At 65.1% G+C, this 17,130-nt stretch carries 21 protein-coding genes; 10 read left to right on the top strand and 11 right to left on the bottom strand.

What is annotated here, in order from left to right:
• Nucleotide 1: 1 nt before the first annotated feature.
• The 5 genes from GBA63_RS17035 to GBA63_RS17015 all read left to right on the top strand — a co-directional run bounded on the left by GBA63_RS17035 (nt 2) and on the right by GBA63_RS17015 (nt 5,134).
• Nucleotides 2-946, top strand: a complete 945-nt coding sequence (locus GBA63_RS17035; protein WP_207956870.1) for a slipin family protein — start codon at nt 2-4, stop codon at nt 944-946.
• A gap of 142 nt (nt 947-1,088) precedes the next feature.
• Complete coding sequence (locus GBA63_RS17030) at nt 1,089-1,529, top strand: ATP-binding protein (RefSeq protein WP_166177996.1); 441 nt, start codon at nt 1,089-1,091, stop codon at nt 1,527-1,529.
• 141 nt (nt 1,530-1,670) lie between these two features.
• The gene (locus tag GBA63_RS17025; RefSeq protein WP_166177994.1) at nt 1,671-2,921 is read left to right on the top strand and encodes a glycosyltransferase; all 1,251 of its coding nucleotides are present in this window, start codon (nt 1,671-1,673) and stop codon (nt 2,919-2,921) included.
• 202 nt (nt 2,922-3,123) lie between these two features.
• Nucleotides 3,124-4,647, top strand: coding sequence for an alpha,alpha-trehalose-phosphate synthase (UDP-forming) (locus GBA63_RS17020; RefSeq protein ID WP_166177992.1), 1,524 nt, complete (start codon nt 3,124-3,126; stop codon nt 4,645-4,647).
• 28 nt (nt 4,648-4,675) lie between these two features.
• On the top strand, nt 4,676-5,134 hold the full coding sequence (locus GBA63_RS17015) for a hypothetical protein (RefSeq protein ID WP_166177990.1): 459 nt from the start codon (nt 4,676-4,678) through the stop codon (nt 5,132-5,134).
• Between the two features lie 20 nt (nt 5,135-5,154).
• Here the strand turns inward: GBA63_RS17015 and otsB are convergent, their stop codons facing one another.
• The 11 genes from otsB to GBA63_RS16960 form a co-directional block, all read right to left on the bottom strand.
• A complete protein-coding gene (gene otsB / locus GBA63_RS17010; protein ID WP_166177988.1) occupies nt 5,155-5,940 on the bottom strand; it encodes a trehalose-phosphatase in 786 nt (261 codons plus the stop codon).
• 170 nt (nt 5,941-6,110) lie between these two features.
• Nucleotides 6,111-6,956 (bottom strand): M15 family metallopeptidase, encoded by an 846-nt coding sequence (locus GBA63_RS17005; protein WP_166177986.1) that lies wholly within the window; start codon nt 6,954-6,956, stop codon nt 6,111-6,113.
• Between the two features lie 106 nt (nt 6,957-7,062).
• Nucleotides 7,063-7,779: a bacteriorhodopsin gene (locus GBA63_RS17000; protein WP_166177984.1), complete on the bottom strand. Its 717-nt coding sequence runs from the start codon at nt 7,777-7,779 to the stop codon at nt 7,063-7,065.
• A gap of 71 nt (nt 7,780-7,850) precedes the next feature.
• Complete coding sequence (locus tag GBA63_RS16995) at nt 7,851-8,051, bottom strand: DUF2273 domain-containing protein (protein ID WP_166177982.1); 201 nt, start codon at nt 8,049-8,051, stop codon at nt 7,851-7,853.
• 17 nt (nt 8,052-8,068) lie between these two features.
• Nucleotides 8,069-8,629, bottom strand: coding sequence for a hypothetical protein (locus tag GBA63_RS16990; RefSeq protein WP_166177980.1), 561 nt, complete (start codon nt 8,627-8,629; stop codon nt 8,069-8,071).
• A complete protein-coding gene (locus GBA63_RS16985) occupies nt 8,626-9,198 on the bottom strand; it encodes a hypothetical protein (protein WP_166177978.1) in 573 nt (190 codons plus the stop codon). Before GBA63_RS16985 ends, GBA63_RS16990 begins: the two co-directional genes overlap by 4 nt.
• Complete coding sequence (locus tag GBA63_RS16980; RefSeq protein WP_228282149.1) at nt 9,185-9,487, bottom strand: hypothetical protein; 303 nt, start codon at nt 9,485-9,487, stop codon at nt 9,185-9,187. Before GBA63_RS16980 ends, GBA63_RS16985 begins: the two co-directional genes overlap by 14 nt.
• Before the next feature lie 30 nt (nt 9,488-9,517).
• Nucleotides 9,518-9,994, bottom strand: coding sequence for an Asp23/Gls24 family envelope stress response protein (locus GBA63_RS16975; RefSeq protein WP_166177976.1), 477 nt, complete (start codon nt 9,992-9,994; stop codon nt 9,518-9,520).
• Between the two features lie 45 nt (nt 9,995-10,039).
• Nucleotides 10,040-10,300 carry a GlsB/YeaQ/YmgE family stress response membrane protein gene (locus tag GBA63_RS16970; protein ID WP_166180313.1) on the bottom strand — a complete coding sequence of 87 codons (261 nt, stop codon included), beginning with the start codon at nt 10,298-10,300 and terminating at the stop codon, nt 10,040-10,042.
• Between the two features lie 151 nt (nt 10,301-10,451).
• Nucleotides 10,452-11,819: an NCS2 family permease gene (locus tag GBA63_RS16965; RefSeq protein WP_207956868.1), complete on the bottom strand. Its 1,368-nt coding sequence runs from the start codon at nt 11,817-11,819 to the stop codon at nt 10,452-10,454.
• 311 nt (nt 11,820-12,130) lie between these two features.
• Entirely contained in the window at nt 12,131-12,811 is a 681-nt protein-coding gene (locus GBA63_RS16960; protein ID WP_166177972.1) for a hypothetical protein, read from the bottom strand.
• A 189-nt stretch (nt 12,812-13,000) separates the two neighbouring features.
• Between GBA63_RS16960 and GBA63_RS16955 the strand changes: the two genes are divergently transcribed.
• From GBA63_RS16955 to GBA63_RS16935, 5 genes are all read left to right on the top strand, one after another.
• Entirely contained in the window at nt 13,001-13,636 is a 636-nt protein-coding gene (locus GBA63_RS16955) for a hypothetical protein (RefSeq protein ID WP_166177970.1), read from the top strand.
• A 14-nt stretch (nt 13,637-13,650) separates the two neighbouring features.
• Nucleotides 13,651-14,979, top strand: coding sequence for a cytochrome ubiquinol oxidase subunit I (locus GBA63_RS16950; RefSeq protein ID WP_166177968.1), 1,329 nt, complete (start codon nt 13,651-13,653; stop codon nt 14,977-14,979).
• A gap of 17 nt (nt 14,980-14,996) precedes the next feature.
• Nucleotides 14,997-15,728, top strand: a complete 732-nt coding sequence (locus GBA63_RS16945; protein WP_207956867.1) for a QcrA and Rieske domain-containing protein — start codon at nt 14,997-14,999, stop codon at nt 15,726-15,728.
• 18 nt (nt 15,729-15,746) lie between these two features.
• Nucleotides 15,747-16,562 (top strand): cytochrome b, encoded by an 816-nt coding sequence (locus GBA63_RS16940; protein ID WP_166177966.1) that lies wholly within the window; start codon nt 15,747-15,749, stop codon nt 16,560-16,562.
• Between the two features lie 70 nt (nt 16,563-16,632).
• Nucleotides 16,633-17,121 carry a cytochrome b family protein gene (locus GBA63_RS16935; RefSeq protein ID WP_166177964.1) on the top strand — a complete coding sequence of 163 codons (489 nt, stop codon included), beginning with the start codon at nt 16,633-16,635 and terminating at the stop codon, nt 17,119-17,121.
• Nucleotides 17,122-17,130 lie beyond the last annotated feature (9 nt).

The following is a 17,130-nucleotide window of genomic DNA, read 5'->3' as shown; positions in this document are numbered from 1 at the left end:
GATGGGTTTCGCGCTATTGCAGGCTGTGCCGGTGGGCATCGGGTTCATAGCGGTGGCCATCGTGGTCATCTTCGTTGCCTCGGTGCTTATCAGCGCGATCAAGGTGGTCAAGGAGTACGAGCGGGGCGTGATCTTCCGCCTCGGGCGCGTGCAGGGCGGGCCGAAGGGGCCGGGGCTCTTTATCTTGCTGCCGTTCATAGACAACATGGTCAAGATAGACTTGAGGATCGTCACGATGGACGTGCCGCCCCAGGACGTCATCACCCGCGATAACGTCCCGGCCCGCGTCAACGCCGTCGTCTACTTCCGGGTGACCGACCCCAACAAGAGCGTCGTCGAGGTCGAGAACCACGTGCTCGCCACCAGCCAGATCAGCCAGACCACTTTGCGCAGCGTGCTGGGGCAGAAGGACCTGGACGACCTCCTGACCAACCGGGACGAGATAAACAACGAGTTGCAGACCATCATCGACGAGCAGACGGACCCCTGGGGCGTCAAGGTCAGCGTCGTCGAGGTCAAGGACGTCGAGATCCCGCAGCAGATGCAGCGGGCGATGGCGAGGCAGGCCGAGAGCGAGCGGGAGCGCCGCGCCAAGATCATCGCCGCCGAGGGCGAGTACCAGGCCTCCGCCCGCCTGGCGCAGGCCGCCGACCGGCTAGACACCCCGGCCGCCCTCCAGCTGAGGCTCTTCCAGACGATGGGCGAGATCGCCAGCGAGCAGAACTCCACCATCGTCCTGCCCGTTCCCGTCGATCTGATCAGGCCGTTCATGCAGTCCTCGAACGGCTCGGAGGACCACGAGGCCCTCCAGGCCCGGCGCAAGAGGCGCGCGGAGGATGAGCGGGAAGCCGAGCGGTTCTACGAGGAGGCCGTGGGCGAGGCCGCCCCGGGCGGTTCGTCCGACGATGGCCCGGGGGAGTCCGTGCCGGAAGAACGGCTCCCTTAAAGAACCAGGAACGGGACCACCGGTACGTTACAGGTTAGCGTCGTATACATCTGGGTAAGACTCGTATCGGAGTTGCAGAGAGACGCTTCCGGCGAACCGTTCCGTGCGCGTGTGCGGGGGGTCTGGAAGACCGTGAGGTCCGATGGAGCGCGAGATCGCCGAAACCAGAAAAGAAGAACTCGGGGGTATGGACCCGGTCTCGCTGGTGCTGCCGAGCAGCGCGGAGTACGTGATGCTCGCCCGGCTCGTGGCCGGGCAGGTTGGCAGGCTGGCGGGGTTCGAACCTGAGGATATCTACGACCTGAAGCTCGCCGTGACGGAGGCGGTGACGAACGTGATCCGGCACGCCGCCGTGGAGAGTTACGAGGTGGAGTACCGCGTGCTCTCGCGGGCCGTGGAGGTCACGGTGACCGACGCCGGCGGCGGGTTCAACGTCGCCGAGCTTACGGGCGAACCGGACGACCAGGGCGGATTCGGCCTCACCGTGATCCGCAACCTCGTGGACGAGTTGGTCCTCGATTCCAAGGGCGACGGCACCAGGATGAGGATGGTCCGCCGCGCCAGCGAGCCCGATAGCCGGTAGCCCCGTAAAGGTGCGCGGGAGCCCTTTGCCGGTCCCACGGCCCTGACCGGTTGAATTCTCGGCGTTCTTTCGTATACAGTTATCCGCCAGACTGCAAGACCCGTATACACAGAGACGCTACCAGGGAACAGAGGACTAGCCGTGCTGCAACGCGTAAACCCCGGCAACAAATCGCTCGCAGATTACCGCAGCATCATCCGCAGGGAGCTCTACGACGAGGTCGTGGAGCTCGGTAAGCGGCTGGATGGAGCGCGCGTGCTGCACGTCAGCGCCACGAGTTTCGGCGGCGGGGTGGCGGAGATCCTGTACACCCTCGTCCCGCTGATGCGCGACGTGGGCATCGAGACCGAGTGGGACATCATGTTCGGGGCCGAGGCGTTCTTCAACGTCACCAAGGGCTTCCACAACGCGCTGCAGGGCGCCGACTACGACTTCACCGTCGAGGGGAAGGCCATCTACGAGGAGTACAACCGCCAGTCGGCGGCGGCGCTCGTGGAGAGCGGCGAGGAGTGGGACGTCGTGCTCGTCCACGACCCGCAGCCGGCCCTGCTCAAGCACTTCGCCGACGGCTACGCGCCCGAGACCAAGTGGATCTGGCGCTGCCACATAGACACTTCGACCCCGAACCGGCAGGTCCTCGACTACCTGCTGCCGCACATAACCGACTACGACGCCCAGATCTACACGATGGCCGAGTACACCCCGCCCGACGTGAGCCTCCCGGGCCTCACCCTCATCCCGCCCGCCATCGACCCGCTCAGCCCCAAGAATATGGCCCTCTCGGCCGACGACTCCCGCTACATAGTGAGCCAGTTCGGGGTCGATCCGGAGCGGCCTTTCCTCACGCAGGTCTCCCGGTTCGACCCGTGGAAGGACCCTCTCGGGGTCATAGACGTCTACAGGGCCGTCAAGGAAGAGGTGCCCGAGATACAGCTCGTCCTCATAGGCTCGATGGCCCACGACGACCCGGAGGGATGGGACTACTGGAACAGGACCGTCAACTACGCCGACGGTGACAAGGACATCTTCCTGTTCTCCAACCTCACCAACGTCGGCGCGATAGAGGTGAACGCCTTCCAGTCAATAGCGGACGTCGTGATCCAGAAGTCCATCCGCGAGGGCTTCGGCCTCGTGGTCGCCGAGGCGCTCTGGAAGGCGAGGCCCATGGTGGCGAGCAGGGTCGGCGGTATCCCGATGCAGGTCGCCGCCGGCGGCGGCATCCTGGTCGACACCATCCCCGAGGCCGCCGAGGCGTGCATCAAGCTCCTCAAGGACGACGAGTTCGCCCGCAGCATAGGCCGGCGGGGCAAGGAGCACGTAAGGGAGAACTTCCTGATGCCGCGCCAGCTCCGCGACAACCTGGCCCTGTACGCCAAACTCATCGGCGCGTAGCGGTCCGCCGTGGGCGGACCGCGCTGTCAGCCATCAGCTTTCAGCCATCAGCTTTCAGCCATCAGCTTTCAGCCGTCAGCTTTTCCTTCTCGTGATTGTATGATGGTTTCGCGTAGGAATACTCCGTGCTCGTCGGAGGATCCCTGACACGCGCTATGCGGGAGTCAGCGACGACGGCTTCTAGTCAAAAAGCTAAAAGCTGATGGCTGAAAGCCAACAGCGCGATTCGCGTAGCGAATCGCCAGAAGGGAGGAGCAGAGTGACGCAGGGTGATCGGGGGCCTACGGTCGTCGTTTCGAATCGGGGTCCCGTTACTTTCTCCCGCGACGAGGACGGAGAGCGGCAGCATTCGCGGGGGGCTGGAGGCCTCGTGACGGCGCTCAACGCGGTGCTGCGGCGCAGCGAGGGGGCGGTCTGGATCGCCTCCGCCCAGAGCGAGGAAGACGCCGAGGTCGCCAGAGAGCCCGCGCCGTACGAGGTCGAGGATTTGCGCGTCAGGCTCGTCGAGCACGACGGGGCGGCCTACGACCTGATGTACAACACGCTCGCCAACCCGCTCCTCTGGTTCGTCCAGCACGGCCTCTACAACCTGCCGTATTCTCCCCGCCTCGGCGACGATACGCGGGAGGCGTGGGAGAACGGCTACCTGGCCGTCAACCGCAACTTCGCGCGTGCCGCCGCCGACACTGTCGGGGACGCTCCCTCGGCCACGATCCTGCTCCACGACTACCAGCTCTACATGACGCCGCTCTTCTTGCGCGGGGAACTGGGCGACCGGGCCGAAGACGCCTTCGTCTCCCTCTTCGTCCACATCCCCTGGCCCGAGCCGGACGGGTGGGGCATCCTGCCGAACTACATGAGGGAGGGGATCCTCGAGAGCCTCCTCTCCGCCGACGTCGTGGCCTTCCACACCCGAGCCTACGCCCGCAACTTCATGGAGACCGCGGCCAGGGTCCTCGGAGCCGAGGTGGATCTCGATAACGGGACGGTGCGGTACGCGGGGCGCGAGGTGTGGGTGCGGGCCTACCCCATCTCCATAGACCCGGCCGAGTTCGAGGAGCTCGCCGGGAGCGAGGCCGTGCTGGAGCAGGAGGAATTCGTCAAGGGCCTGCCGGGTAAGCTCCTGCTGCGCGTGGACCGGACCGACCTCTCCAAGAACGTGGTCCGCGGTTTCGAGGCCTACGGCCGGATGCTGGAGCGCCACCCGGAGATGAAGGAGGACGTCACTTTCCTGGCCCAACTCCAGCCTTCCCGGGGGGACATCCCCGAGTACGCGGCGTACATGGAGGCAGTCGGCAGGACCGTCGAGGAGGTAAACGAGAGACACGGCACCGGTTCCTGGCGGCCCATCGAGCTGTTCATGCAGGACAACTTTCCCCGATCCGTCGCGGCCTACAAGAACTACGACGCCCTGCTCGTCAACGCCGTGCGCGACGGCATGAACCTCGTCGCCAAGGAGGCGGCCGTCGTAAACGAGAAGGACGGGGTCCTGATCCTCTCCGAGTACGCCGGCGCCCACGAGGAGCTCGGCGACAGCGCCCTCACCGTCAACCCCTACGACCTCGACGAACAGGCCGACGCCATCCACGAGGCACTGACCATGCCGGAAGACGAGCGCCACCGCCGGGCCGGGGCGCTGCGGGAGACGGTGCTGTCCAACACCATCGAGGATTGGGTGGAGGCGCAGGTGAAGGACATCGAGGCGTTCCGGGAGAAGGGCGGATAAGGTGCGGTGAGAGCTTTCCTGGCTGGCCGTGGCGATAACAGTCGGGCTGGCCAACGCGCTACCGTACAACGCGTCTGGCTCCAGTCCGTGGGGCGGTCCCTTCGTCTGGTGGTTCGACCTTAATCTGCTGTTCGTCGCCCACACGTTCTCGGCTGTTCTTGCAGGGCTCCTGGTGTCAGGCTCGCTTCTTCTATTCGCGCATTGCGGGCTTCGGGGGGACTTCTTCGCCCGCTATGGGCTTATGGTGTTGGCGGTATGTGTTGGCGGGGCGCTATTGGGCGTTTTTCTGTACAACTCGATCATTTTGCTCGACGATCAGCAGCCGATGCCGGCAGGGTTGATGGAAGTGTTGTTCACCATTGCCTTCCCGGCTGTGGCCGGCGGGATACTGGGTGCGGTGGAAGGCGTGTTTCTGGCGTTTCCTCTGGCCTGGTCGTTGGGGAGGTTCGGGAACGAGACTACGGCGCAGGTGGAATCCCGGGCGTAGAGATGCGCTGCCGGACGCCTCTACAAGAGCCTCCGGAACACATCCGGGACATTCTCCGCGCCGTCTATTACGAGGTCCGCCTCGGTGACGATCTCCGGCGGGCCTTCGTCGCTCTCCACGCCTATGCGTAGGATCTCGTCCAGCAGACCCTCTTCCCGCAGCTTCTCGAGCTCCCGGAAGGCGTCGAGGTCCGTCGTGTCGTCTCCTATGAACATCGCTTTTCTGGGCCTGTACTCTTCGACGAGGGTTCGGACGGCGGTGCCCTTGTCGGCCCGGATGGGGGGGCGGGCCTCGACGACGCCGCGGCCTACCGTGATCCTGAGCCCGAGCCGATCTCCTTCGGCCTTCACGAACTCGACGGAACGCTCGCCGACCTCGGGCGGGGCGTTGCGGTAGTGGATGCTCGCCGTTATCCCTTTCTCCTCTATAAAGGCGCCCTGGGGTTCGAGCTCCTCCTTCGCGCGGCTTTCGAGCTCCTGGACCCTCTCGTAGAAAGGGAGGGCCTCGGGCACCACCTCTACCTCGCCGTCGCGCAGGATCTCGAACCCGTGGTTGCCGAAGTACACGACCTCGTCCAGCCCGATCAGGTCTCGGGCGTCCTCCGTCTTCCGGCCGCTGATGCCAGCCACCAGCAGATACTTTTCGCCCAGCTCACGCAAGATCCCACGCAGCTCCTCCGACACCTCGGACATGTTGGGGGTCGGTACGATGGGCGCGAGGACGCCGTCTATGTCCGTGAGGACGGCGACGGAGCCCGCGTCCTCTCTCCAGGCTTCGAGCCGCTTATATGCCGCGTCATTATCCATGCCCGCAGCATACCCGCCGCCGCCCGCCCGGTCCAGGCTTGGAGCCTTTAGCTGTCAGCTTTCAGCGGTCAGCTTTCAGCAAGAGCTGACCGCTGAGAGCGGAGGCCGAAGGCCGCAGCGGGCTGATAGCTGAAAGCGCGGTCGCGGGGGCTTAAAGCCCCCGCGACCGCCTAGCAGTGCGGAGGGACGCCTTCCCGCAGCAGGAACGCTTGCAGGGTGAGCCCGCTCTCCCTGACGCGCCGCGCGTTGTCCGTGCCGACGTAGCGGTAGTGCCAGGGTTCCCATTCGTATCCCGTCTGGGCCTCCTCGCCGGGGGGATACGCGAGCACGAAGCCGTGTTCGTGGGCGTGGAGCGTTAGCCAGCCGGAGGCGGTGGTGCTCCCGAAACTCTGCTGCACCTCGTAGCCTACGGCGGCGTTCGTGAAGTCCACGGCGGTCCCGAGCTGGTGCTGGCTGTGCCCCGGCGTGGCGCTCATCCTGTCGGCTTCGGCCCCGTAGATGCTGGCCAACCTCTCGTGGGAGAAGCGCTGGTCCTCGTAAGACCTGTAGGCCGAGGTTACTACCAGTTCCTCGCCGGCGGCCGCGGCGGATGCCACCAGGCGTTCGAGGTTGTCCGCCGCCTCGCGCCGGAGCATGGTGTTGCTCCCGAGCGTCGGGACCCCGCGGTCCCGCAAAGAGACCAGGTCGGTTGGCTCGTAACTCGCGGGCAGCCCGTGCGTCCGGTCCACCAGAACCCTCGGATCGTCGCACCCCGCGACGGGCGTTCTCTCGCTTGCCGCCTCGACGGTTTCGCTCCGGGGTCTCTCGGCGGTTTGGGGAGTTCGTGGGGCCGAGATCTCACCCGTGGCCGGCCGGACGACGTGCCGGATGGCGACAGGGTTCATCAGGTAGAGCGAGAGAAAGAGGGCCGGCACCGAGAGCAGGACCAGCGCCGCGGTCAACCACTCAGCGCGACGGCGGAGCCTCCCCGCCTTCTCCGCGAGGCGCATCCCCTTGGCGTTCCCTCTCCGCACCACCCCGCAAACCTAGCGCAGATCTCCCGGGGTGTCCAGAGGGTTCGCCGCGGCGGACACAAAAAAGCGGGGTCCCGAAAGACCCCGCCGGCGTGGTGCCGTCTCTGCCCTAGCGGACCCTGCTCGGCTGCGCCGCGACGCCACCTCCGCCCGCCTGGCCGAGCGCCTCGCGGTTGGTCAGGAGCAAGAAGCCGAAGCCGATCTTGGCGAGGATGTCCAGGATCAGGAACATAAAGACCTCGACGGTCGAGCTCGCCACGGCGAAGCCCTCGGTCCCGAGCAGCCACACGATGGGGTAGAGGGACCACAGAACGATGGTCAGTAGCGCCAGGGTACGGAAGATGCCCTGCACGCTGCCCGGCCGGTTCTGGGCCGCTGCGAACAGTTGCGTGTAGACGAGGTAAAGGAGGACGATCATCGCCGCCGTGCTGACTATGAACCAGAAGCCCGCGCCGAAATCGGAGGTGCTCTGGCCCGCCAGGAGGCCGGTCAGGATCATGAAGACGTCGAGCGCGATCAGGCCGGCTATCAGCTGGATGTTGCGGCGCCAGTTGGGCAGCGCCAGGAGCGCCAGGTCGAGCAGCAGCAGGGGCGTCGTGATCACCCAGTCGATGTAACGGCCCCAGTAGAAGATGCGGCCCTCGACGTTCGACGCGGTCGCGCCCGTGGTCATCGTCAGGTAGAAGAAGGCCGCGACCCCCGTAATGACCGCCGTGATGATGAAGAAATGCCGGCTCCCCGCCGGCGCCCGGGTCATCAGGAAGATGAAGAATACCGTCGCCGCGATAAAGCTCAGGGTGCCTAGCGTCAGCCAGAGGGTCTGCATCTGTTTATTCTCCTATCCCAGGGAACGTCTGTAGGCAGTCTACAGAGAAGCAGCGGCTACGCGAAGTGAATTTACATACCGCTGCGGCGGCCCTGCGCCCTGGCGCGGAGATCCTCGGGGTCTATCTCCCCGTCGAGGTATTTGCCGACAAAGTAGCCTATGACGCCGAAAAGCACTACTACCAGGGTCTCTTCGAACCCGATCAGGAACATCGAGAACAGGACGAGCGCCCCGATCACGGCGCCCCACTGTTTATTGGTCCAGGTGGCCATCTCCTACCTTCCTTTCACTAAGAAGCGGTTCCTTGTACGGTGACTTCCACGTCTTTTACGTTGACGCCCTGCCCGTCCAGCACCCTGCGGACGTTCTCCCTGGTGCGCGTCGCCACCTCGGTGAAGTTGCCCGATTCGGGAACCTTTATCTTGGAGTGGACGTTGTAGGCGCCGTCGTCGGAGGAGAGGGAGGTGGAGGGGTCCCGCGCGCCGGCCTCCCGCGCCGCGCCGTCCGCCAGGGTCTTTACGGCCCCCGCCGTGATGACGGTCTCCTTGCCGGGGGTGTCGTCCATGACGGAGCTTCTGGCGACCCGGGCCCCGAAGGTGAGCTCGCGAAGCAAGAGGAGCAGCGCCACGAGCGCCAGAAGCGCCCCCGCTATCGCGACGATCGCCCGCACGGCCGCCGTGAAGACCGAAGCCGATAGGCCGGAGAGCGCCTGCAGCGCCGCGTCGTAGCCGGTGTACCTGGCGAGGACGTCGGCCGGTATCACCCCGAACGCCGCGAGGAGCAACACGACCGGGACCGCGATCAGCAACAGGGCCACTATCAGCAGGATGAAGCGGTTGAAAGCGTTCATTGTACCCTCGTCTTTGTCTGTCGCGGGTCGGCCTCGACCGTCTTCACGTTCAACTTGCTCACCGGGATGCCCCGCTCACCGAGGCGCTCTTGGATCAGGCGGCGCAGGTTTCTCTGTATGGCGCCCGTGTCCTCGCCGCGGCGCACCCTCGCTTCGAGGTCCACCTGGGCGCCGGGACGCCGCTTCGCCCTGGCCTTCACCGAGTGGCCGAGCACGTCGGGGGACTGCTCGGCGGCCTTCGAGACCTCTTCCTGCACCACGCTGCGGGTGAGGAACGTGCCCTTGTCCATCCGGACGCGCCTCGGGGCGGGGGGCTTCAGCTCGAAGATGAGCAGGATCAGGCCGAGCAGCGCGATCAGGACCAGCACCACTATGGCCAGCGGGGAGAGACCCCCGGATTCGACACCGCTCATGAAGTTTTGGGCGCCGCTGCCGGCGGCCTTGATCGGGTCGAGGAGGGCGGACAGGCTCTTGCCGAACAGGTCGAAGGCGTAGACCACGGCGTAGACGCCGAGGACGAAGAGGCCCGCGAGAAGGAGGATCATCACTATCCGGTTAAAGATTCTCATCTGCGCCCACCTCCAGGTCGTCGACCATGATGATGGTCCTTCGCCCGGCGGCCTCCGGAGCTACGCGCTCCCTGATGCTGCCGGCTATCTCGGGTATGGGCTTCGGAAGTGGCCAGCGGACCACGACGTGGATCTCGACCTTCTCGGGATCGACCACCACGCCCGAGACCTTCTCGGCGCCCTCGTAGGTTGCGGCCTCCACGAAGCGTCCGCGGCCCATCGCGTGGACCCCTTCTGTGGCGAGGGCCGCCACGGAGGCGGCCCTCGCAAGCTGTATGTCTGTCGCCAAGATCTGCCAGGCTCCTCTTGGGCCGGTCGCTTACTGGACCCTTTGCTGTTCCTGCTGCTGCTGTTCGCGCTGCTGCTGCTCGATCTGGCGCTGACGCTCCTGCTCCTCTTCCTGCTGCGGGAAGAAGATGTTCTGGACCGTCACGTTGACCTCGGTCACCCGCAACCCGACCAGGCTCTCGACCCGGTTGGAGACGTTGCGCCGCACCGCTTCGGCCAGCTGGGGGATGGACTTGCCGTACTCGGCGGTAAGCGTCAGGTCTATGGCCGCCTCTTCCTGGCCGACCTCCACGGAGACGCCCTGGGTCTGGCTTCCGCCACCGCCGCCGGTGATCGAGCCGAGCAGGTTGCTCGCCGTCTGCGAGGCGCCGCTACCCATCCGAATACCGTCGACCTCCTGCGCCGCGATGCCCGAGATCTTGGAGACCACGCTGTCCGCGATGGTGGTGTTCCCGCGCTCCGTCTGAAGCGGCCCGCTGCCGGAACCGGTGTTGCTCTGCTCTGTCATGCTTTCTCCTTTCGATGGTTCATGAATTCGTCCGTCTGGTCTTCGCTACACGGCCCGGCGCGTTATTAGCCGGTAAACGGCGAGCAACACTACCGCGCCCAGGGTTGAGATCAGGATCGAGCTTACGCCTATCTCGGTGAGCCTCGGCCCGCCGAACAAGCTTTGTACGATGAAACCGCCGACGAAGGCACCGGCGATGCCGATCAAGATGGTAACGATGATGCCGCCGGGGTCTGGGCCCGGCATGATCCACTTGGCCAGCACACCCGCTATGAGCCCCACCACTATCAACGCCAAGATACCTATGCGCCTTCACCTCCCCCTCATGAACCGCGTTCTCGATCCGGCGTCTCGGTCGGCAATATACAACAGATGCCGGGTCTAGGGTCACATCCAGCCCCGTAGTACCCCCGAAAGGGCCGATATAAACCCTTTCGGGGGTACTACGGGGAACTTCTCAGGAGAGGAGCGATTGCAGCGAGGGCCAGATGAACGCGAGGGCGAAGAGCAGGGCGGCCACGTAGAGAAGAGGGTGTACGTCGCGGGGCCTGCCCTGGGCCAGCTTGATCAAAACGTACGAGATGAAGCCGAAGCCGATCCCGTAAGAGATGTTGAAGGTGAGCGGCAGCGTCAGGATGGTCAGGAAGGCCGGGATCGCCTCGTCGTAACGGTCCCACGGTATCAGCCGGACGGCCGTCATCATCAGGAAGCCCACGACTATCAGGGCGGGCGCCGTGACGGGGGAGACGAAGATCTGCTGCCCCTCTTCCGGCCCCGGAACCGGCACGGAGCCTCCGAAGACCGAGATCAGGGGCGCGAAGGGCAATGCAAGCAGGAAGAGCAGACCAACGATGACGCTCGTCAGGCCGGTCCGTCCGCCCTCGGCCACGCCCGACCCGCTCTCTATATAGCTGGTCACGGAGCTGGCGCCCGTGGCGCCCCCCAGGGTGGCCGCCAGCGAGTCGACGAGCAGGACGCGTTTGGCCTCGGGGACCCTGCCCTCTTCGTCGAGCAGGTCGCCCTCCTGGCCGACCGCGATCATGGTCCCCATCGTGTCGAAGAAGTCCGTCATGAAGAGCGCGAAGATCACCGGTATCAGGGAGATCTGCAGCACCTGGGGCACCGCGAGCACCCCGCCCCCTATGGTCGAGGTGTCGAAGCGGAAGTCGACTATCCCGTCGGGCAGGGGCACGATCCCGAAGACCATGCCGACCGCCCCGGTGACGAGGATGCCGATAAGGATCCCACCCCGGAGCCCCCGCGCCACGAGCGCGAGCGTCACGATGAGCCCGAAGGCCGCGAGAAGCACGGGCCCCTGCGTCAGGTTCCCCAGCTTCAAGTAGGTCGCCGGGTCCTGCACCACGAGCCCGCCGTTCTTCAGCCCTATAAACGCTATAAACAGCCCGATGCCGACCGCGATCGCGAACTTCAGCGAGTTCGGTATCGCGTTCAACACCGCCTCCCGCAGGTTGGTTATCACTAGCAGCGTCACGAGCACGCCCTCGACGACCACGACCGCCATCGCCTCCTGCCAGGAGAGGCCGAGGCCCAGGATCAGGGTAAAGGCGACGATCGCGTTCAGCCCGAGCCCCGAGGCGAGCGCCAGCGGGTAGTTCGCCACGAGCCCCATCGCGATGCACGCCACCGCCGCGGCCACGCAGGTCGCGAAAAAGACCCCGGCGACGGGAAGCTCCGTACCCTCCGTACCGAGAATCGCCGGGTTGACGAAGATGATGTAGGCCATCGTCATGAACGTGGTGAGACCCGCGATCACCTCCGTCCGAAAGTTCGTCCCCCGCTCGGAAAACCTGAAAAACGCGCCCAAGAATCTGTCTCCCATCTGCCGCCCGGTCCGTAGGCGCAATATAGACAGGCCAAGGAAAGGTGTCTAGCGTAGTAGCACGCCCGCTTCGCGGGCTTTCAGCACCACGCTCCGGCTTATGCCTCCGCTTTCGGCACGCTTCGGCCTGCTCCGCGGTCCTCGCTTTCAGCTGTCAGCTTCTTGCCGCGCAAATCCCGACCGGGCCACGCATAGAGCAGCGGTTCGAGCACCGGGAGGCGTACCGCACACAGACGACCGGCTGACAGGCTGAAAGCGGAGCCCGAAGGGCGCAGCGTGCGGGCTCTAGCCGGAGGCTAGAGCCCCAGAAACGGCTTGTTGCGCTTCCAGACGAGCCAGGCGACGGAGAGGAGCCAGAGGGCTATGATCGCCGAGTAGGCGGGGAAGATCTTGCGCAGGTACTGGGGCGTCTCGCCCGTGTTTATGACCGGGACGCTGTTGTCGGTGGTGAGGCCCGCGCGTTTTAGGCCCTCCTGGGTCGTGTCGTGGAAGATGACGGTGCCCACGGTCTCCAGCTTGCCGCTCCAGACGCGCTCCTTCGGGTTCGCGAGGCCCCGCGGCAGGCCTTCGGTGGTCTGGATGAGGAGGTTGTCCCCGGTCTCCTGCAGCCCAAAGTAGAAGTAGCTGGTGCTGTAGCGGGAAGAGATGGCTATCTCGGAATCCGCGGTCCCGGTCATCGCCTCCCCGTCCCCGACGTCGGCCGTGCCGCGCACTTCGACGTAATCGCCGAGTTCCGTGCCGGCCGGCAGCTCGCCCCGGTTCAACTCCTCGACGCTCAGGACGGTGGGCGCCCCTTCGAGGCCGTAGGAGAAGTTGGAGGCCACGGTCGAGGCCGCGAAGGAGAAGACCATGACTATGAACAGGCGCAGCAGCAGCGAGGGGTTGCGCCGCAGCCAGGGGCCGAGGCCGCGGTCCTCGTAGTGCTCCGTGCCTCGCCCGTCTGGGCCGGAGAGCCGTTCGGTGTCGCGCGTATCCACGAGAAGCAGTTTAACCCAGGGCGCCGGGGACGATGGGTAACGCTTCACACCGGGCGCCGAAGTGTGAAAGAGATTCCCGCGGGGCACGCAGGGTCCCCTAGTATGGGGAGCCGCGACGATGTTATGCTGTTGCCCGATTTGAAGGGTACGGTCTTACGTCCCTCTTCGGGGGTAGCTGGAGGTAGCGTTTTGACGGAAAGGCGGGAGGCGCAGGAGCAGGCTCCCTGGTACACCGTCGTCGGGGTCATAGACGACGGCACGGAATTGAATCAGGCGGTCACGGAGATCAGGGACCTCGGCGTGGATCGGGACGACCTGACCGTCGTGCTCAAGCGTCAGGACTCGTCCGAGCCGGAGCCCTTCCCGGAGGGCACGCGCTACATAGTCGTGCCGGGGGACAAGCGGGGGCTCGAGGTTCCGCTCGGCTTCGCCGTGTCTTTCGTGGTCATCGGGACCTTCTTCGCCATAACGACGCCCGCCATAGGCATACCGACCCTCATGGTCTTCGTCTCGCTCGCCGCCATCCTCGTCGCCGGCTCGATGAGCAGGGTCGGGGTGGACCCGATCTTGATGGAGATGCAGGCACCGCAGGAGGAGGCCGGCACCTGGAACCAGGCCTTCGAGATGGGTAAGGTCCTCGTCTTCGCCTCGACCCGCGAGCGGCGCCTCCTGCGCCCTGTGCGCGAGGCCCTGCAACGCAACGGCGCCATGTACTACATAGTGGACCGGCGGCTGGAGCCGCGGGCGGTCCACCAGGCGCTCCTACGCCGGGCCGGGGGGCCGCGGGTGGGGGAGTCAGTTCTCGACAAATCCGGCGGAGCCTAGAAGGAGCTTAGAGCGTGGGTGCAATAAGTCTGTCGGGCCTGCACTTCCTGGCCCAGTTGAACGTCACCGACGGCTTCGAGCAGGTCGGCGGCGCCCGCTTCATCACGGGCGCGTCCATGCTCATCCACATGTTCTTCGCGGAGATCTTCGTGGGCTTCGCGCTTGCCGCACCCGTCCTGCAGGCCTGGGGCGCCCGCACCGGCAGCCCGAGGATGGACCGCCTGGCCCACTCGATGGCCCGGTTCAACGTGCTCACCTTCTCGACCGGCGCGACGTTCGCCGTCCTCTTCGTCGTGTTGCTCGTCGGGCTCTACCCGCCGGTGACCACCTCGCTCTTCACGCACTTCTTCTACTTTATAGCCCTGGCGATGCTCTCGATGGGGCTCGCGCTGTGGGGGATGTACTCCTACTACTACAAGTGGGACCGCTACAGCGTCCTCAACAAGAAGCGGCACATCGCCCTCGGTTTCACGATGGGCTTTTTCATCTGGATCTGGATGGTCATCATGACCGGTATCGACACCTTCATGACCACGGGAGGCCCCGGCGCGCCGGCCATCGGGCAGAACATCGCCAGCTTCGGGGCGGCGGTGCAGGGGATCTTCAACCCGATGTTCACGGAGATGGTCCTCCACAGGACCTTCGCCAACCTCTCCTGGCCCGCCTTCGCCCTTGCGGCCTGGGCCTCCTTCATGTACATCCGGTCAAAGACAGCCGAGGACAAGGCCTTCTACGACTGGACCTCCTCCGTCGGCCTCACCTGGGGCGTCGGGTTCCTCCTCCTGCAGCCGGTGGTCGGGTTCGCGATGATGTACTCGCTGAAGATGTCGGCGCCCGGCGGGTCCGGCCCGGCCGCCGGCGGGGCCTACGAGCGGCTCACCGAAGGGGGCAGCTCGAACCTGCTGGTGATGAACCTGATCTTCGTCGTGGTCCTCTTCGTGCTGGGCAACCTCGCCATGTACTTCGGGTCGGAGCGGCATCCCGACCACGCCGGGCGCGTTCCGATAAGGTTCTTCGCCCTGCTGGCCGCGGTCACGGGGCTCTACGCCGTCTCGCCGCTGGCCGATTTCCCGTTCCTCTACATGCGCTACATCATGCTGCTCGTCATGCTGCTCGCCACGCTGGCTGCCTTCGTCACCTACCTGCGCGGCAGGTTGCGCTTCCGGTACGGCAGCCCGGGCGGGAGTTACAGGGTGGTGCTGATGGCGGCGGGGGTGCTCGCGGCGGTGCTCGCGATGAACATGGGGCTGATGAAATCCAATTCCAGGGTGCCGTTCACCGTTTATAATCAGCCAGGATACACCGTGGAACCGAGCCCACCGCCCACGGGGTTCGGGCAGTAGGTTAGAAGGGGACAGCTTTGGCGGAGTTACAGAAAGATCCCATCACCCGCGGCGACTTCCTCGGCTTCGGGGTGCTCGGCGCGATCTCGGGGGCGATCCTCACGCTGCCGCCGGTCGCATTCGTCCTGAGCCCGGTCATAAAGACGAACGTGCTCGGCCAGACGGACGTCGACCCGGGCTGGCAGCGCGTCGCCTCCGTCGAGGATCTGAAGAGTCTCAAGCCGGGAACCCCCGACGTCTTCGAGGTCGAGTTCCCGATCGAGCAGGTCTACAGCGATAAGGAGATCCAGGAGAAGTTCCCGGAGTCCCAGAAGTCCCAGGCCGAGTTCACGACCAGGCACGCGGTCTGGCTCTCCTGGAAGGCGCCCATAAAGACCCAGGGCACCCAGGGCTCGGGCGGGGACATCCTGGGCGAGCCGGAGAAGCCGGCGATCCTGGACCAGAAAACTTCCGGGTTCACCGAGTCCGAGCGGCAGGAGATCCTGGGTAAGCTCAACATCCTGTCGAACTCCTGCGCCCACCTGGGCTGCCCGGTCAGGTGGTTCCCGGACAAGCACGAGTTCTTGTGCCCGTGCCACGGGGGGCTCTACGACATCAACGGCGGGTACGTCGGGGGACCGCCGCCGCGGGGAATGTACAGCTACACACAGGCGGAGATCCGGGAAGACGGTACCCTGTACATAAAGCACGGGTACGACATCCAACCCGGTATCCCCGGTATCAGCACCCAGCAACCTTATGTGGTCTAGAGAGGGAGACCTTAGAGCATGATCGGCAGGATAAGGTCCCAGACCGAAGAAGCCTCCAAGTTCATAGTGGACTGGATGGAGCACCGCACCGGGATCGTCACGATAATGGAACACGCGCTCTACGAGCCGGTCCCGAAGCGGGGCGCCTGGATCTACACTTTGGGCAGCGCGGTGTTGCTGCTCATCACCGTGCAGTTTTTGACGGGCATTCTCCTGCTCTTCTACTACGTTCCCTCGACCGACCACGCGTGGAACTCGGTCAACTACATAATGAACGAGGCCTACTTCGGCCAGCTCATCCGCGGCCTGCACTACTGGTCGGCCAACTTCCTGCTCGCCATGATCGGCCTGCACATGGCCCAGGTCTTCTTCGCCGGCGGCTACAAGGCGCCCCGCGAGCTGAACTGGGTCGTCGGCGTCATCCTGCTTCTTCTGGTCATAGGCCTCGCCTTCACGGGCTACCTCTTGCGGTGGGACCAGGACGGCTTCTGGGCGAGCGTCGTGGGCATGAAGATCGGGTCCTACTCCCCGTTCGTGGGAGGGTACGTGGTCAACTTCCTGCTCGGGGGCGACGTGGCGGGGCCCGCCACGCTCTCCCGGTTCTTCGCGTTGCACGTGTGGTTGCTGCCCGCGGCGATTGCGCCGTTCATAGGCCTTCACCTGTACCTGCTCAGGCGCCACGGCGTGTTCGGCAGCGAGTTCGAGTACTCCGAGCGGTTGGCGAAGCTGCACGAACGGCAGCGGCTGGAAGAATACGCGGACTACGAGCTCGACGAGGAAGAAGACGAGTACGATGGCCGGGGCAATGGCCGCGGCAACGGCAGGCGCGAGTAAGAGCATTTACCGAGGAGCGATGTGCGGCGCTGTTATAGTGCGGCTGGTCGACTAGGAGAGAGGTAAGGTCATGGTATACGTTCCGGCGACCGGCAAGGACAAGCCGGTAGAGGAAGAGGTAATCACCGAGGAGAACGTCTTCGATCGTCCGGACGAGACGATGGGCTTCTTCCCCGGGCAGGTCCTCAAGGACACCTACGTCTTCACGTTTCTTTTGATCGCCTGCGCCATCCTTTCCTACGCCGCGCCGGCCCCGCTCACCGAGCCGGCCGACACGGCGACGGTAGACTACGTGCCGCGGCCCGAGTGGTTCTTCTTCTTCTACGAGCAGATGCTCATGTTCTTCCCCGGCTACGCCCTGGTCGCCTTCGGGGCCGTGGTCGTGCCGACTATCTTCATAGTGTTGCTCTTCGCCGTGCCGTGGCTCGACAGGAGCCCGCAGCACTACAGCGCCATCAGCAGGCCCTTCGCGACCATCATCGGTATTCTCGTGGTCGTGATCGTGGTCCTGAACATGCTGATGGCCGTCAGCCGGATCATGAACTTCCCGACGGCCTAGAAGGAGTAG

It is taken from the genome of Rubrobacter tropicus (assembly GCF_011492945.1).
Lineage (GTDB): Bacteria > Actinomycetota > Rubrobacteria > Rubrobacterales > Rubrobacteraceae > Rubrobacter_D > Rubrobacter_D tropicus.
This window is presented reverse-complemented; position numbering and strand designations above follow the sequence as displayed.

Coding starts and splice junctions, on each gene's coding strand:
- GBA63_RS17000 (WP_166177984.1), bottom strand. CDS start 7,779: ATGCAGACCCTCTGGCTGACGCTAGGCACCCTGAGCTTTATCGCGGCG.
- GBA63_RS16995 (WP_166177982.1), bottom strand. CDS start 8,051: ATGGCCACCTGGACCAATAAACAGTGGGGCGCCGTGATCGGGGCGCTC.
- GBA63_RS17020 (WP_166177992.1), top strand. CDS start 3,124: ATGGCTGAAAGCCAACAGCGCGATTCGCGTAGCGAATCGCCAGAAGGG.
- GBA63_RS16935 (WP_166177964.1), top strand. CDS start 16,633: ATGGTATACGTTCCGGCGACCGGCAAGGACAAGCCGGTAGAGGAAGAG.
- GBA63_RS16975 (WP_166177976.1), bottom strand. CDS start 9,994: ATGACAGAGCAGAGCAACACCGGTTCCGGCAGCGGGCCGCTTCAGACG.
- GBA63_RS17030 (WP_166177996.1), top strand. CDS start 1,089: ATGGAGCGCGAGATCGCCGAAACCAGAAAAGAAGAACTCGGGGGTATG.
- GBA63_RS16990 (WP_166177980.1), bottom strand. CDS start 8,629: ATGAACGCTTTCAACCGCTTCATCCTGCTGATAGTGGCCCTGTTGCTG.
- otsB (WP_166177988.1), bottom strand. CDS start 5,940: ATGGATAATGACGCGGCATATAAGCGGCTCGAAGCCTGGAGAGAGGAC.
- GBA63_RS16940 (WP_166177966.1), top strand. CDS start 15,747: ATGATCGGCAGGATAAGGTCCCAGACCGAAGAAGCCTCCAAGTTCATA.
- GBA63_RS16985 (WP_166177978.1), bottom strand. CDS start 9,198: ATGAGAATCTTTAACCGGATAGTGATGATCCTCCTTCTCGCGGGCCTC.
- GBA63_RS17035 (WP_207956870.1), top strand. CDS start 2: ATGGGTTTCGCGCTATTGCAGGCTGTGCCGGTGGGCATCGGGTTCATA.